Origin of the sequence: Clostridium sp. MCC328 (assembly GCF_018785465.1) — a bacterium.
GTDB lineage: Bacteria > Bacillota > Clostridia > Lachnospirales > Lachnospiraceae > Pilosibacter > Pilosibacter fragilis.
The window spans coordinates 94,229-109,794 of record NZ_WQPW01000037.1; the positions used below are offsets into that span (position 1 = coordinate 94,229).

Consider the following 15,566-nt stretch of genomic DNA (forward strand, 5'->3'; position numbering starts at 1 on the left):
AAATTGAAGGCAGATTGCATGTCAGCCGGAAAGACTGTAAAGGTTGCACAAAATTGAAGAAATAAAACATAAAGGAGAAGAACATGCAGGGAATGATCTATGGGATCGGAGTGGGACCGGGGGACCCGGAGCTCATGACATTAAAGGCGGTGCGTCTGCTCCGGGAGGCGGACGTGATCGCGATTCCGGGGAAAGAAAAAGAGACATGTACCGCGTATCAGATCGCTCTGGGGGCGGTCCCTGAGATCGATGAAAAGGAGATCATCCCTGTGGTATTCCCGATGACGAAGAACGAGTCGGTGCTGAAGGAGAGCCATGAGGCGGCGGTGAAGAGCCTGTCAGCCCTCATGGATCAGGGAAAGACCGTGGCGTTTTTGACACTGGGGGATGTGACGGTCTATTCCACATATGGCTATGTCCATAAAAAGCTTCTGGCTCTGGGATACGAGTCTGTCCTGATTAACGGAGTCCCGTCTTTCTGCGCGGCGGCGGCAAAGCTCGGGATCTCCCTGGGGGAGAAGGCGGAGTCCATCCATATCCTGCCGGGCTCCTATCCGGTGAAGGATGGGCTGAAGCTTTCAGGGACAAAGATCTTGATGAAATCCGGGAAAAAGATCGCGGATGTGAAGCGGGAGCTTCTTCTCACGGAGTGTCCTGCCTGGATGGTGGAAAACTGCGGGATGGAGGGTGAGCGGCTGATACGAAGTGCAGCCGACATCCCGGAAGACGCGGGATATTATTCCCTTATTATCGCAAAAGACAGGGAGGAACAGTAAAGGATGGGAGCAATAAAACGCCGGACGGTCCGGATCGGAACGCGAAAGAGCAGGCTGGCGCTTGTGCAGACAAACATGGTGGCGGAGGCAATCGAGGCCGCATGCCCGGAGGTAAAATGTGAGTTGGTTCCCCTGATGACAAAGGGCGATAAGATCTTAAAGACCTCTCTTGTTGCTTTTGGAGGAAAAGGGGCCTTTGTGGAGGAGTTTGAGCAGTCCATTTTAAACGGGGATATTGATCTTGCGGTCCACAGCGCGAAGGACATGCCGATGGATCTGAGCGACGGGCTCTGTATCGGTGCCGTCTTAAAGCGGGAAGATCCGAGGGATGTCTTTGTGACGGTAAAGGGTCGTACTCCGGAGCGGAGTCCCAGGATCATCGGAACGGGAAGTCCGAGACGTCAGGTGCAGATCATGGAGCACGGGGATGTGGAATGCCGCCTGCTCCGCGGAAACGTTGATACGAGACTGGAAAAGCTGTATCAGGGAGAGTACGACGGGATCATTCTGGCTGCGGCGGGACTTTCAAGGCTGGGACTTTTTGAGGATCCGAGATTTTCCTTTGAGTTTCTTGAAACGGAGAACTTTATTCCAGCGGGAGGACAGGGAATCATCGCCGTGGAGACGAAAAAGGGAAGCGACGTCTTAAAAATCCTGGAAAAATTAAATGACAAAAAGGCAGAACGGGCACTGTTTGCGGAAAGAAAAGTACTGCGCCTTTTAGGTGCCGGCTGTACCGCGGCGGTGGGCGTTTACGCGAAGGAAGAGAACGGGACGTTCCGGATGGACCTTATGCGGGAGACAAAGGGCGGAGTGATCCGCACAAAGGTCTCTGGAGCGTCGGAGAATTCCATGAAGCTTGCGGAACTTCTGGTGAAACAGGGAACCGCGGGGGATATTCCTGCTGGAAAAGCATACCTTGTGGGAGCCGGTCCTGGAAACGGCGGTCTCATCACGGTGAAGGGACAGCAGACATTAAAGGCTGCGGAGGTCCTTGTCTACGACCGTCTTGGCTCCGAGGAACTGCTGACTCTGGTGCCGGAGGACTGTGAGCGGATCTATGTTGGAAAAGAGGCCGGGCACCACATCAAAAAGCAGTCGGAGATCAACCGGATCCTGGTGGAGAAGGCACTGGAAGGAAAGCGCGTCATCCGGTTAAAGGGTGGAGATCCCTTTGTGTTCGGGCGCGGCGGAGAGGAGATCCAGGCGCTCACAGAAGCAGGAATCCCCTATGAAGTGATCCCCGGCGTTACCTCAGCCATCGGGGCACTGGAGGCGGCTGGAATCCCTGTCACCCACCGGAATATCGCGAGAGATTTCCATGTCTTTACGGGACATATCTCCCACGAAGGCGGTGAGGGACTCTCCGGGGATTACAGCCTGTACGCGAAGCTTCCGGGAACCCTGATCTTCCTTATGGGACTCTCGAACCTTGAGGAGATCGTGAAACGTCTTATAGATGGCGGAAAAGACGGGGAGACGCCTGCAGCCGTTGTGACGGACGGAACACTGTCCCGAATGCGCGTTGTCCGGGCATCCTTAAAGGATCTGCCTGAGGCTGTAAGAAAAGCGGGACTTACGCCTCCCGGAATCATCGCTGTGGGTGAGGTCTGTGCCTTCCACTTTACATCCATGGTGCCGGGCGTGCTTACCGGAATCACGGTGGGAGTCACCGGAACAGAGGCCGTTAGAGGACGGATCATAAGCCGCCTGTCCGATGAGGGTGCGAAGACGGTCCGCGCGGGGGAATCCCTTGTGGTACGGGAGTCCATGGAACGGCTGGATCAGGCGTTTGCGGACCTTTCCCGTTACAGATGGGTGATTTTTACGAGCCGGAATGCAGTCCGGATCTTCTTTGACCGGATGCGGGAGAAACATATAGATATCAGAAAACTTGGCGGATTAAAATTTGCGGTTGTTGGGCGCGGAACAGGGGAGTATCTGGAGAGCGTCGGAATCACGCCGGACTTTATCCCGGAGGAATATACAACGAAGGCGCTGGCAGATGGACTTGTCAAATACCTGAAGGAGAATGGAGAGACTTCTGGGGCAAAAACTGCTGCCGCCAATATAGCCTACAGCATTTCCAGTTCAGAAAATGTCTGTCCGTGTGCTGAGTCAGAAAAATTTCTGATCCCGCGGGCAAAGCAGGGCTCGAAGGTCCTCACGGAGACACTGGCGGAACAGGGATATGCGTTTGATGATATTCCAATCTATGATATCCTGGTGGAGCAGACGGAGCTTGCGAGACTTAAAACTGCCGACTATATCACGTTTGAGAGCGGCTCCGGCGTCCGAGGATTCTTCGCGGGACGTGAGGCGGAAGCGGCATCTCTGTTTGAGACGGTGAGACCAGTCTGCATCGGAAAGGTGACAGCGGCAGTCCTTGCGGAATACGGAGTGAAGAATGCCCTGACAGCTTCCGACTATACAGCGGACGGAATTTTAGAGGTGCTGCTGACGGACAGAAACGAGATCACGAGGTAAACATGGATACCTTTGTATACAAAGACCATAAAAAGTTAAGATGCGGATACACCACAGGGACCTGTGCGGCCATAGCGGCCCAGGGGGCGGTGCGATTTCTGCTCACAGGGTCCTGGAAAGAGACGGAGGAGATCATGACCCCGAAGGGGATTCTGGTGTGTGTTCCTTTGGAAGAGAAAACATCAGGGGCAGACTGGGCGGAGTGCGCGGTCAGGAAGGACGCAGGGGACGATTATGATGTGACGAACGGGATCCTGGTGTATGCGCGGGCGGAGTTTGTGAAAGATAAAAGTTTTTGTGAAAAAGCTCATATGCCGCGCCCGGAAAATTCTGTTTCCGGGTCTGTTCGAGAAAGATCAGAAAACTGTTTGAAGTTGAATGTGGGAAAGAGGCAGGAAACAGAACGGCCTGTTCAGCGCAACGTGGAATCCCGGGAAGATCTCATCAGAATCGACGGCGGTATCGGTATTGGCCGCGTCACAAAACCCGGTCTCGACCAGCCGGTAGGCGCGGCAGCGATCAACTCTGTGCCGAGAAAGATGATCCGGGATGCCGTCTACGCCCTTTTGGAGGAAGCCGGGGAGCTTTTTCCGGTATCGATCACCATATCGATCCCTGCAGGCGTGGAAGCTGCAAAGAAGACCTTCAATCCTGTTCTCGGCATCGAGGGCGGGATCTCCGTTCTCGGGACCAGCGGGATTGTGGAGCCCATGAGTGAGGAAGCGCTTGTCGAGACGATCCGTACCCATCTAAATGTCTTAAAGGCAGAGGGCAGAAAATGGGTGATCGCAGTGCCTGGAAATATGGGCGCGGGATTTTTAGAGAGGTATCTCGTAGAACATGGTAAATTCTGTACCGATGCTCATCAAGGGAGTAACGCGGCGGACACGGATGCTGCTGTTGAAGCAGAACAGATGGCTTATGGAGAATTATCAACGGGAACAGAACCATCACTTCTGGAAGGATTTATGAATTCCCTCGTCACCATGAGCAACTTCGTCGGCAAGACCATTGACCTTGCCGCGGAACTGGGCTTTTCAGGTATCCTGATCGCCGGTCACATGGGAAAACTCGTGAAGATCGGAAACGGGATCATGAACACCCACTCCAGGGAGGCGGATGGTCGCATGGACACGATGCTGTCCTGCGCGTTATCTGCCGGAACCGAGGACCTGGAACTCCTTAGAAAGATCCAGAGATCCAACACGACGGATGAGGCGATGGATCACTTAAAACAGGCGGGAATCATAGAGGACACGATAAACGTATTCTTAAAGCGTGCCGATTGGCACCTTACCCATCGATCCAGGGACGAGGTGAGGACGGGAATGATCGTCTTCGGGACAAAGGGGGAGTATCTGGGAGAGACGGAAGGCGCGGACGCGATTCTGCGGTCAGCGTTGAAAGAGCTGGATCAATAAGCTTCCACTTAGCGCTGAAAGAACTGAAACAATAAGTTTTGGAACAACGCATGAAAGTCACGGTCTCTGATCATTCATCGAAATTAAAGGAAACACTATGGAAAACAGGCAGAAAAATTACGGGAGCGTCCATGACACAAAGGCATCCATGATGTATAACCGCTTCCTGAAACAATACAACGAGTGGCTTTCCGGCGGACCGATCCCGGATACCGGAAATCAGGATATAAAGTATTTTCTGGGCCAACAGCGGAAGCGGTTGGAAAAACGCGGACTTCACAGAGATTCATCCATAGAACTCCGGGGTCTTCTGGCCTCAGCCGGCGCGATCCCGCCGAAGGTCGGAAAGAAATATACGAATGTGACAGAATTCCGCACGGCGCAGAGAAATACGACATATTCCAGGGGTGGACGGATCATCGGAAAATTCCGGAAGAAAGAGATCTTATACCAGACGATCACCTTCGCGAATGAGGCGACGGTAGACGGAACGGAGCCATGTACCTGCCCGTCCTGCGGAGCGGTGAGCCAGATCAAGGCGCTGTTTGAAGGCTGCCCATACTGCCACACAAGATTTCTGATGCAGGAGCTGTATCCGAAGGTCGCGAATTTTTATTCCATTGAAGACCTCAGCTATTCCAAGGAAGAGATCAAAAGAACATTAACTCCCTGGTGCGGCGGAGGGGCAGTCATCTTCACGGTGTTCATGCTGGCATACCTGGCATGGGAGAGGGCAAAGACCGGTGATCCTCTGACACTATATTCCATGATCTGCCCGCTGATCGGGTATCCAGTAATCGGAGCCTTCGGCGGATATATGCTGTTTGCCTTAAAAACACTTGGGTATATTTTCTGGCGGGCGATGCAGAGCCTTGGACTTCTGTTTGCCACTTCTGGCAGCAAAAACAGGCTGATCCGGTTCATGAAGAATTACGAGCCGGATTTTGGCTATGAAAACTTTGCAAACCAGGTCATTGCTCTGGCAAAAAATATTATCTTTTCCGAGCCGGGAGAGGACCTTTCTATTATCCGCGGTCCCTGGGATGGGGAAAGTTTCCAGAACATCACGGACATTGTATACAGGGGAGCTATGTCGGTGGGGAACTGCTGGCAGGAAGGCCCGTATGTGTATGTGGATATCGATCTGTACTTCTGCGATACATATGACAGGGGAAGTTCGATGAAGGAGAAAAACGACAGGATCCGGATGATCGTCGGAAAGAATATCCAGATCCCGCAGGACCCGGGATACTCGATCCATCAGGTCTCCTGTGAAAGCTGCGGGGCAAGCTTTGACGCGATGAAGATCCGTCACTGCCCGTACTGCAAGCGGGAGTGTGACATGAGAGACCATGCATGGACGGTCATGAAGATTCGAAAAACAGGAGGAAAACCATCATGATACATTTTGTGGGAGCCGGAAGCGGAGCGCCGGACTTGATCACGGTCCGGGGACAGAAATTCCTTCGGGAGGCGGACGTGGTGATCTATGCGGGATCCCTTGTGAATCCGGAGCTTTTAAAGGAGACGAAGTCGGGGTGTGAGATCTTAAACAGTGCCTACATGACTCTTGACGAGGTGATCCGTGCCATGGAGAAAGCGGAGCGTGAGGGAAAAATGACGGTGCGGCTTCATACCGGTGATCCGGCGATCTACGGCGCGATCCGGGAGCAGATGGACCAGCTGGATGAGAAAAAGATTGCTTACGATGTATGCCCGGGGGTCAGCTCCTTCTGCGGCGCTGCATCGAGTCTCCATGCGGAACTCACGCTGCCTGGCGTGTCCCAGTCCGTGATCATCACGAGAATGGCGGGGCGGACCGGAGTCCCGGAGCGGGAGAGTTTCCGTTCCCTGGCGGCTCACCATGCGACCATGGCGGTGTTCTTAAGCACGGGACTGTTGTCACAGATGGAAAAGGAACTTGCGGAAGCCGGATATGAGTCGGACACTCCGGCGGTGATCATCTACAAGGCGACATGGCCGGAGGAGAAGATTGTCCGCTGCACCGTCTCTACGCTGGCGAAGTCCGCAGAGGAGAACGGAATTAAGAAGACGGCAATGATCTTTATCGGTGACGTATTCGGCACGAGAGAGGCAAACGGCTACGAGGAGTCAAGACTCTATGCGCCGGACTTCTCCACGGAATTCAGAAAGGGGACGGACACATGAAGAAACTGACAGTGGTCGGCATGGGACCTGGAGAGTATGAATCCATGACGCTCCGCGCCGTAAAGGCGCTTAATACCTGCGATGTGATCGTGGGATACACGGTCTATGTGGATCTCGCGAAGCCGTACTTTCCAGATAAGGAATTTCTGACGACCCCCATGAAACGGGAGATCGAGCGCTGCGAGATGGCTTTTGCGGAGGCGGAAAAAGGAAGATCTGTCGTGATGATCTGCAGCGGGGACGCAGGAATCTACGGAATGGCGGGACCGATCCTGGAACTCGGGGAGAAGCACCCGGAGGTGGAGATCGAGGTGATCCCGGGGATCACGGCGGCTCTCTCCGGCGGCGCTGTCCTCGGGGCACCGCTGATGCATGATTTTGCGGTGATCAGTTTAAGTGATCTTTTAACACCCTGGGAAACCATTGAGAATCGCCTGGACGCGGCGGCGAAGACTGATTTTTCCATCTGCCTCTATAATCCGTCCAGCAGGAAGCGGGCGGACTATTTAAAGCGTGCGTGTGAGATCTTTTTACGGTACAAGAGCGCGGATACCGTCTGCGGCATTGTAAAGAACATCGGAAGAGATGGGGAGACGAAGAAGGTCATGACGTTAGCGGAATTAAAAGATTACGAGGCGGACATGTTCACCACCGTGTTTATTGGAAACAGCCGGACCGAAAAGTCCGTCCTTGGCGGACAGAACTGGATGGTCACACCGAGAGGATACCGGATATGAAGATAGCGGAAGGGAAAATTGCGGTTTTTGCGGGGACAACGGAAGGACGGGTTCTGGCATCCCGCCTCGCCGGGAGTCGGGTAGCGGTCGATGTGTTTGTTGCGACGGAATATGGAAAAGAGGAGATCCCGAAGGCTGAGAATCTTCAGGTTCATGACGGGCGTGTCGATGAGATCCAGATGGAGAAACTGTTTCAGGAAAAGAAGTATGACTTGATCCTTGATGCAACCCATCCTTTTGCGGTGGTGGTCACGGCAAATATCAGGGAGGCGGCAGAAAAGACAGGAACCCCGATTTTAAGGATCCTGCGGGATAAAAACGGTGAGAGAACAAATGTTTTCACTGCTGAAAACGGACCCCGGACTTTTGAAGATGACAACCAGAAAAAAAAGATCACAGAAGCAGATATGGAAATGCCCGGAGAAAGTGCTTGGACAGAAACGGAAGGCATTTCAGACGGTTCAGACTGCCGGATCATCACGGTGGAGAATATTCAGTCGGCAGTGGACTTTTTAAAGACCACGGAAGGTCCGGTATTCGTCACGACGGGAAGTAAGGAGCTCTCCGCATTTTTAGCTCTCCCGGACTGGGAGACGAGAATCTACGCGAGAGTCCTTTCCATGCCGGAGGTGGTAAAGACCTGCGCCGATATGGGTTTTTACGGCAGCCATCTGATCGCAATGCAGGGACCCTTTGCGGAAGACTTAAATGTGGCGATGATGAAAGCGGTCCATGCGAAGTGGATGGTGACGAAGGAGTCCGGGAAGGCGGGCGGATTCGAGGAAAAGGTCAGTGCGGCGAAAAAAGCAGGTGTCGGTCTTGTCGTGATCGGCAGACCGGTGGAAGAGGGGATTTCGCTGGCGGAGGGAATCGCTTATCTGGAGGAGCATTTTGCTCTGGGAAGGTCTGCTGAAAATTCTGGGAAACGCCAGGTATTCCTTATCGGCACAGGACCCGGAAGCGAATCCTATCTCACCGGTGAGGCAAAAAAACGCCTCGACAAATGTGATCTGATCGTCGGCGCAAGCCGCTGTGTGAGACAGCTGGAAAGTTTCCACAAACCTGTTTTTGAGGCATACCAGCCGGAAAAAATTGCGGACTATCTGGATGCCCACCCGGAGGTACAGGTGATCTGTGGAGCCATGTCCGGTGATACCGGATTTTACAGCGCAGCGGAAAAACTCGGTGCAGTGCTGGAACGCCGCGGAAACTATACCGTGGAAGTAATTCCGGGGATATCCTCGGTTGGATACTTTTTTGCAAAGATCAGACGCCCTTGGGATCACGCGAGACTTTTCAGCATGCACGGGCAGGCGGCAAACTTCGCTTTGGAATTAAAGCGCTCCGGCAGCGCCTTTATCCTCGGCGGCGGCGCGGATTTCTATGAAACGATCTGCGGGCAGCTCATCGATCTTGGGATGCAGGAGACAAAGCTCTTTGCAGGGGAAAATCTGACTCTCAAGGACGAACAAATTTTCGAGGCGACCCCAGAAAGCCTGACAGACCGAAAGGCCCCGTCTTTAGCAGTCCTCTATGCGGAATGGACCGGGCCCCGAAGACCTTTATCCCACGGTATTTCCGATGAGGCGTTCACCCGCGGGAAGGTTCCGATGACGAAGATGGAAGTCCGCACCGTGTCCGTGGCAAAGCTGGAACTCACGGAACACTCAGTCCTCTACGATGTCGGAGCCGGAACAGGATCCGTCTCTGTGGAGTGCGCAGGTCTTTCCGATTCCGTGAAGGTCTACGCTATCGAAAAGAACCCGGAGGCCGTGGAACTTCTCTATGAAAACTGCAAAAAATTCGCCCTCACAAATGTGAAGATCATAGCGGGAACAGCCCCGGAGGCGTTAGAAGATCTTCCGTCTCCAACCCATGTCTTCATCGGAGGAAGCAGCGGAAAGATGGAGGAGGTCATTGCGCTATGCCTTAAGAAAAATCCTGAAACACGGTTTGTTGTAAACCTCATCACTCCCGAGTCTTTGGCGGCGGTCCTTGAAGCCGTGAAAACGCTTCCGGTGACAGAACCGGATCTTCTTACGCTGACTGCCGCAAGGTCTAAAAAAGTCGGCTCCAGTCACCTCATGATGGGGCAGAATCCGGTATGGATCGTGACGTTTGAAGGAAATAACCAGGGAAAAAAATAAATGCAGACGGATAATATCATGTATGATGCGATGGAAAAATATTATAACCAGACAGATAAAAATGCGTCATCCGGAAGCTGAGAGATCAGTTTAAAAATTTGAGAATACAGAGAAACAGTCATCTAATAGCGGATGGCTGTTTTTGTTTTCTACAGCAGCCGAAACAGCTCATCAATCATTGTAACTCTATTTTAGTATAAAAAGTATTGATAGCAGTATAATGGATTAGCATTGTACATTCTGAGCAAAACAATGTAAAATCCTATCTTGAAAAGAGAGATGGCTTTATTGATTTCATCAAAGCAAATTATAGCATAAACAATAATTTGTTTTATTGAACATGTTGATCATGCATTTGTAAAGTTTATCCTTAATTATTAATAAAAGACGGAGGTAAGCAGATATGAGAAAAGATTTAGGTGTACAGCCGGCCATTTTTCCAATGCCGGTATTGATGGTAGCAGCATATGATGAGAATGGAACTGTCAATGTTATGAATGCGGCATGGGGCATGATTTGCGGTCATGACAAGATTGCGCTGTTTATCGATGAAAGACATAAAACCACGAAAAACATCCGGACGTCAAAGGCTTTTACTATAAGTCTCGCGGATAAAGACCATATGGATGCTGCAGATTTCTATGGCATTGCGACCGGAAATAAAATGCCGGACAAGTTTGTGAAGTCTGGTTATCATGCAGAAAAGAGTGCACATGTCAATGCTCCGATTATCACTGAATTTCCGGTTGCGTTAGAGTGTGAACTTGCAGAAGTCGTAGAAAATGAGAACCTGCACGCAGTCGTGGGAAAGATCGTGAATGTCAGTGCGGATGAAAAAGTAATCTCCGACAATGGCAAGATTGATCCGATGAAATTAAACGCACTGATTTTTGACCAGTTTCAGGCAGGATATTACGTGGCAACCGAAAAGGTAGGTCAGGCATGGAGTGCTGGAAAAACACTGATGGAGACTGCAGAGGCAGAAAAGTAGATTCCTGCTGCATGACATGTGGGCAGAACTCACACCTTTGGGTTAGGATTATCATAGCTTATTTGTCGTTCCATCGGTGAAAATGCAGTTGTAATTTCACCATTCAGGAGGTGCCGGTTGCATCATCCCGTTACTGGAATATGGTGTATGGTGCGGTGCCGGAGCGTGAACCGGCTATTTTTACGAATTTTGTGAGATAAAAACGATAGAGTACTGGGCAACAACGTAGAGAAGGAGAAACTTCGATGATGCGACGGCTGTGGAAAATAATGGTGTCAGTTTTTGTGTTATCTGTCCTGATGGGCATGACTGCTTTCGCGGCAGGCTGGACGACCGGACAGGGAAGAAACAGTTCCAGATGGTGGTATGATCTTGGAAACGGACAGTATTACGGAAATCCAGAAGAAATTGTAGAATGGCAGTGGCTGGATGGAAACGGAGATGGCGTTGCAGAATATTATGCCTTTGACCAGGCTGGCTGGATGTACGCCGGAACCCTGACACCAGATGGCTACCGCGTAAATTTCGATGGCGCATGGGTTGTGGATGGAAAGATCCAGACCAGAAATGTAGAAGCAGGATATGCAGGAACCAGAGCGCAGACTAGTCAGAACGATGCTGCCGGTAAAAGAATTCTGATTGCGTATTTCTCCCATACCGGCACGACTCAGAATGTAGCCAGACGAATTCAGGATATCACCGGAGCGGATATGTTTGAAATTACGGTGGCATCTCCGTATCCAGACAGTTATCAGAGTACGGTAGACAGGGCCAGACGGGAACTGGATCAGAATGCCAGACCGGAACTTGCCTCCAGCATCAGCAATATGAGTGACTACGATGTGATCCTGGTAGGCTATCCGATCTGGTGGCATACCGCTCCAATGGCTATTGATACCTTCCTGGAGTCCTATGACCTGACCGGAAAGAAGGTCATCCCGTTCTGCACCAGCGCAGAAAGTACGATAGAAGAAAGCATGCCGGACATCCGCAGACTGGGAGCCAGCCGTGGAGCAGAAGTCGGCAGTGGACTGACTGTAAACTCCAGCAGTAGGAGCGAGATCGAGAACTGGTTACAGCAAAATGGAGTTTTATAGAAAAATATAAAGCATCACTGGCCGTCGGAATTCTTCCGGCGGCTGAGTAATCTCCATTTTCTACAGCAGTCGAAACAGCTCATCAAACTCCTTTTCCCGGTTTTTTTTGCACACCAGATAGTAACTTACGGTTGCCTCTGCGTCTGAGATAGGAATGTAGATTCGACTAGGCGGCATACCCCTGTATTTCCCGGACAGATTTGTGATAAAGGAGGGCAGAGATGAGGCCTGGACCAGTTCATCAAAGCTGAATCGGTCGCTTTGGGTCAGAAAGTGGGAATTCGGCATTTTATCCATAACAAAAGCCCAGAAGCCTATATCCGGCATGAGGAGCATATTTTCCCCATTCATTTCCGCGAAGGTCAGGCTTTTCCGTTTTGCGTATTTGTGATCTTTCGGAAGGGCAAACATCAGGCTTTCTGTCCCACATTTTTTACAGAAAAATTCAGCGCCATCAGGCGATTCGTGGAGAGCGATCAATTGGTAGGAATCATCCATGAGATGTTTCAGAAGCAGTTCTTCGCTCTCTAATTCTGTCTGCAGGGGCAGGTACGGATATACCTGAGAAATAAATGGTGTGACAGTCCAAAGAAGTGCAGGAGCACAGATCCCCAGTCGAATCGTCCGGTTTTTCCGGTCAAAATCCTGTGCCTTTTTTGCTAGGGCGTCTGCGTTTTCCAGGAGAGTCCTGGTCAGATCCAGAACATAAAATCCATTCTGATTCAGTTCTAATTTATTCTTTTTTCGTTCGAAAAGAATTACACCCAGATCTTCCTCCAGCTTTTTCATATTCCGGCTTAAGGCCGGCTGGGATAAATGCAGAACCTCAGCGGCTTCCGACAGGGTCCCGGCCTCCGCGAATGCTGCAAATTGCCTCAACACATATAATTCGATCATTGCGAGCTCCTTTTAGTATAAAAAATAATAATAGCAGTATGATTGATTGGCATTGTACATTTAAAGAAATACACCGTAAAATCCATATTGAAAAGAGAAACAGGTTAATTAATTTCATCAAAACAAATTATAGCATAAATGATGATTTTTTCAATCTGCCAGTAAGGAGGTGAATGACACATGGTATTTTATTTCACAGCGACAGGAAACAGCCTGTATGCAGCAAAGCAGCTGGAGAAAGCACCGGTAAGTATCGCGCAGGCGGTTCATGACCTGGAAAATGTGTATGAGGCGGAGAAGATCGGCATCGTCTGCCCAGTATATGGTCATGAGGTTCCGGCTCTGGTGAGGGAGTTTCTGGAGAGATCGGTATTTAAAACACCGTATTTCTACATGATCCTAACATACGGAAAAAGGCACGGAGGCGCTGCGGAGCTGGCAGAACAGATGTTAACTCAGATCGGGATCCAGCCTTCTTACTTGAATGTCCTTTTGATGGTGGACAATTTTCTTCCGGGATTTGACATGGACAAAGAGCGAATGATCGATAAAAAAGTTGACGAACATTTAAAAATGATCCTGGAAGACATCGAAAGCGAAAAGAAATTCATCGTGCCGGTGACAAATGCCGACCGGGCAGATCATCAGGTATATCTGACCAAAATAGCCAGGGAACTGGAGCAAGCGTATTCAAATCTGTATCGGATCACGGAAAAGTGTATCGGATGCGAGATCTGTACGAAGGTATGTCCAAAAAACTGCTTTACCGTGAACGAGCAAAAGAGTACCTGGCATCCGGAGGGCTGTATTACCTGTATGGCATGCATCCACGCCTGTCCGATGATGGCGATCCAGATGAACATGCCGGAGCCGAATCCGAAGGCGAGATACAGGAATGAACATATCAGTATCTGCGAGATTGTCGAAGCGAACAACCAGGTAAAAAAGTGATCTGCCCGCCTGATCTGCGCAGTTCTGTGCAGAGTACAAAAATAAGAGGCAGCAGAGAAATCATTAAATCAAGGAGGAAATCATTATGGAATTCATTACATTAAACACAGGAGCAAAAATGCCGTTAGAGGGATTCGGCGTATTCCAGATCCCGGATACCGTAGAGTGCGAGAGAGTCGTATACGATGCGATCAAGACAGGATACCGCCTGATCGACACAGCAACCGCTTATGGAAATGAGGCAGCTGTCGGAAAGGCTGTCGCAAGAGCCATCGCCGATGGAATCACCACAAGAGAAGAATTATTTATCACAACAAAGATCTGGGTCACAGACATGAAAACGGAAGAAACTGCCTATGAGGCAGTTAAAGCTTCCCTCAAGAGACTGAACATGGACTACGCGGACCTGATCCTCTTACATCAGCCAATGAGCGATTATTTTGCTGCGTACCGTGGACTCACAAAAGCTTGCAAAGAGGGACTCACAAAGGCTATCGGCGTAGCAAACTTTTACCCGGCGATCCTCACAAACCTCTGCGAGACCGTGGACGTCATCCCGGCTGTCAACCAGGTAGAACTTCACCCGTTTTTCGTACAGCAGGGTGCCATTGAGAATATGAAGTTCTACGGTGTCGTTCCGCAGGCATGGGGACCGTTAGCGGAAGGAAAACACGGCATCTTCACAGATCCGGAACTCACCGCCATCGGCAAAAAGTACGGAAAGACAGCAGCCCAGGTGGCTCTCAGATGGAATGCTGAGCGCGGCGTTTCCATCATCCCGAAATCCGTCCATATAGAGAGAATGGAACAGAATCTCGACATCTGGGATTTCAAGCTCACAGAGGATGAGATGAAGACCATCGCAACGAAGGACCTTGGACACAGCGGGATCGTAAACCACGATGATCCGGCGTTTGTTAAATACATTTATAAACTTCATTAACTACAGAGGAAGATGATGACAGGAATGCAAAAGATACGATATTGCGCGCTGGGTGCAGTATTGCTGCTGTCTGTGAGCTCCGTTTCTGTTCTGGCTGCCTGCGGAAGAAGAAGCTTCGCGGCGGTCACATCGGAGACGGCCACTCATCCGTTTGCGGAGACAGAAAGGGAAACGGTGCAGACTGAGGCAGCGCGAGAGAAAAAGAACGATGAGCGCATGGAAGAAGGAAACGAAGGCTACAGAGGATTCACGCTGGATGATGTACTCCACTCAGAGGAAGGTGATGTCCATTTTAACCTGTATATTCCGGAAAGTTATGATGGGAATACCCCATATGCGTTGTACCTGACACTTCCGGGCTATGAAGGACTTTATTTTCAGGGAGTCGGAATCAACATCCAAAGCGAGGACTTTGCCTTTGAAGCGCAGAAATATAATGAAAAGATGATCATAGCAGCCCCGCAGCTGGAAGACTGGGGCGAGATATCTGCGCGAAAGACGGTCTCTCTTACAGAGTATCTGCTGGATCATTACAGCATCGACCGGACGAAGGTTTATATCAACGGATATTCCGGCGGCGGAGAAACACTTTCCATGGTACTCGACATGCATCCGGAGCTCTATACGGCTGCCCTTATGTGCAGTTCCAGATGGGACGGCGGATACGATACGGTGACTGCAGCGAAAATATCGGTCTATTTTGTGATCGGCGATTCAGACGAATACTACAGCGCGGATCCATTTCGTAAAGCTTATCAGGAGATCCGAAAGCGTTACGAAGCCGAAGGACTGACGGAGGATGAGATCTCGGAACTTGTCCAGTTAGATGTAAAACCGGAGTCTTATTTCCGGGCAGGAGGCGTAAACAACCAGCACGGAGGCGGAGGAATGCTTTTCCCCAGGGATGAGTCGGTCATGGGATGGCTGTTTGGAGAGCATTAAAACAATAC

13 protein-coding genes are annotated in these 15,566 nt (G+C 50.7%); 12 read left to right on the top strand and 1 reads right to left on the bottom strand.

From position 1 onward, the window contains the following. The first annotated feature begins 83 nt into the window (after positions 1–83). From cobI to GPK83_RS07080, 9 genes are all read left to right on the top strand, one after another. Positions 84–776 carry a precorrin-2 C(20)-methyltransferase gene (gene cobI / locus GPK83_RS07040; RefSeq protein WP_215704375.1) on the top strand — a complete coding sequence of 231 codons (693 nt, stop codon included), beginning with the start codon at positions 84–86 and terminating at the stop codon, positions 774–776. A 3-nt stretch (positions 777–779) separates the two neighbouring features. Then, positions 780–3,263 (top strand): uroporphyrinogen-III C-methyltransferase, encoded by a 2,484-nt coding sequence (cobA, locus tag GPK83_RS07045; protein WP_215704376.1) that lies wholly within the window; start codon positions 780–782, stop codon positions 3,261–3,263. Positions 3,264–3,265: 2 nt separating this feature from the next. Beyond that, complete coding sequence (gene cbiD / locus GPK83_RS07050) at positions 3,266–4,684, top strand: cobalt-precorrin-5B (C(1))-methyltransferase CbiD (protein ID WP_215704377.1); 1,419 nt, start codon at positions 3,266–3,268, stop codon at positions 4,682–4,684. Positions 4,685–4,781: 97 nt separating this feature from the next. Beyond that, positions 4,782–6,086 (top strand): hypothetical protein, encoded by a 1,305-nt coding sequence (locus tag GPK83_RS07055; RefSeq protein WP_215704378.1) that lies wholly within the window; start codon positions 4,782–4,784, stop codon positions 6,084–6,086. Then, positions 6,083–6,853: a precorrin-4 C(11)-methyltransferase gene (cobM, locus tag GPK83_RS07060; protein ID WP_215704379.1), complete on the top strand. Its 771-nt coding sequence runs from the start codon at positions 6,083–6,085 to the stop codon at positions 6,851–6,853. The genes GPK83_RS07055 and cobM overlap by 4 nt, the downstream gene beginning before the upstream one ends. Beyond that, a complete protein-coding gene (cobJ, locus tag GPK83_RS07065) occupies positions 6,850–7,590 on the top strand; it encodes a precorrin-3B C(17)-methyltransferase (RefSeq protein ID WP_118650140.1) in 741 nt (246 codons plus the stop codon). Before cobM ends, cobJ begins: the two co-directional genes overlap by 4 nt. Further along, the gene (gene cbiT / locus GPK83_RS07070) at positions 7,587–9,737 is read left to right on the top strand and encodes a precorrin-6Y C5,15-methyltransferase (decarboxylating) subunit CbiT (RefSeq protein WP_215704380.1); all 2,151 of its coding nucleotides are present in this window, start codon (positions 7,587–7,589) and stop codon (positions 9,735–9,737) included. The genes cobJ and cbiT overlap by 4 nt, the downstream gene beginning before the upstream one ends. 403 nt (positions 9,738–10,140) lie before the next feature. After that, positions 10,141–10,728 (top strand): flavin reductase family protein, encoded by a 588-nt coding sequence (locus GPK83_RS07075; protein ID WP_215704381.1) that lies wholly within the window; start codon positions 10,141–10,143, stop codon positions 10,726–10,728. Between the two features lie 245 nt (positions 10,729–10,973). After that, on the top strand, positions 10,974–11,825 hold the full coding sequence (locus tag GPK83_RS07080; protein ID WP_252196257.1) for a flavodoxin: 852 nt from the start codon (positions 10,974–10,976) through the stop codon (positions 11,823–11,825). 60 nt (positions 11,826–11,885) lie between these two features. On the opposite strand, the gene GPK83_RS07085 is transcribed toward GPK83_RS07080, so the two are convergent. Further along, on the bottom strand, positions 11,886–12,722 hold the full coding sequence (locus tag GPK83_RS07085; RefSeq protein ID WP_215704382.1) for a LysR family transcriptional regulator: 837 nt from the start codon (positions 12,720–12,722) through the stop codon (positions 11,886–11,888). A gap of 180 nt (positions 12,723–12,902) precedes the next feature. Here GPK83_RS07085 and GPK83_RS07090 point away from each other — a divergent pair, with 180 nt between their 5' ends. The 3 genes from GPK83_RS07090 to GPK83_RS07100 all read left to right on the top strand — a co-directional run bounded on the left by GPK83_RS07090 (position 12,903) and on the right by GPK83_RS07100 (position 15,558). Beyond that, on the top strand, positions 12,903–13,673 hold the full coding sequence (locus GPK83_RS07090) for an EFR1 family ferrodoxin (RefSeq protein ID WP_215704383.1): 771 nt from the start codon (positions 12,903–12,905) through the stop codon (positions 13,671–13,673). Between the two features lie 85 nt (positions 13,674–13,758). Continuing rightward, positions 13,759–14,616 (top strand): aldo/keto reductase, encoded by an 858-nt coding sequence (locus GPK83_RS07095; RefSeq protein WP_215704384.1) that lies wholly within the window; start codon positions 13,759–13,761, stop codon positions 14,614–14,616. A gap of 24 nt (positions 14,617–14,640) precedes the next feature. Then, the gene (locus GPK83_RS07100; protein ID WP_215704385.1) at positions 14,641–15,558 is read left to right on the top strand and encodes a prolyl oligopeptidase family serine peptidase; all 918 of its coding nucleotides are present in this window, start codon (positions 14,641–14,643) and stop codon (positions 15,556–15,558) included. Positions 15,559–15,566 lie beyond the last annotated feature (8 nt).